Here is a 581-nt window from a genome sequence, read left to right as displayed (position 1 = left end):
TTTGCCGATCAGTTTCGTATCAGCCTCTGGCAATCGAACCCCGAAAGCGGACACGGGCTGCGGGCGCAGGGAGGCGGCGCAGAATTTCTGGTTTGGATGATGCGCGATGAAATCAAGGCGAAGCTCGGCGCGATGATCGATCAGGCCGATGTCGTCGGCGCGCTGACCGACGAAGAACAGGAAGAGCGCTTTCGCGAATTGAGCGTTCGCCGCCTTGAGCTTGAGCGCCTGGAAGAGGCAACGATCGTCGCGGCCGAAGCGGAGGGGATGTTTATCGCCCGCCGCGCCGACGCCGACCCGCGCGCCATCCTCGAAGTCGTGGAAGCATAGGCGAGCCGAGCAGCCGGGACGGCGTGTCGAGCCGCCGTCCCGGCAAATCCTCAAGGGAGCACTCATGAGCGAATTTCGCGCCATCTACCGCGTCGTCGGCGACATGCTGGTCAAGCATTACGTCCCGCGCCATCATCAGGTCGGGCCGGGCGAGATTGCCGCCGGCCCGGACGGCCTTCCTGACTTCGGCATGGCACCGCCCGATGCCGAGGCTGCACCGCCGCGGCCCACAGATGCTCCGAAAGGGGAAG

At 65.1% G+C, this 581-nt stretch carries 2 protein-coding genes; both read left to right on the top strand.

The window, feature by feature from the left end:
* On the top strand, window positions 1-330 hold a 330-nt coding region (locus PZ895_RS11230; protein ID WP_275839086.1), incomplete at its 5' end, for a hypothetical protein.
* A gap of 64 nt (window positions 331-394) precedes the next feature.
* On the top strand, window positions 395-581 hold a 187-nt coding region (locus PZ895_RS11225), incomplete at its 3' end, for a hypothetical protein (RefSeq protein WP_275839085.1).

Origin of the sequence: Mesorhizobium sp. YIM 152430, from assembly GCF_029210365.1 — a bacterium.
GTDB lineage: Bacteria > Pseudomonadota > Alphaproteobacteria > Rhizobiales > Rhizobiaceae > Aliihoeflea.
The sequence above is the reverse complement of the archived record's forward strand: the minus strand, read 5'-3'. Positions and strand labels throughout refer to the sequence as shown.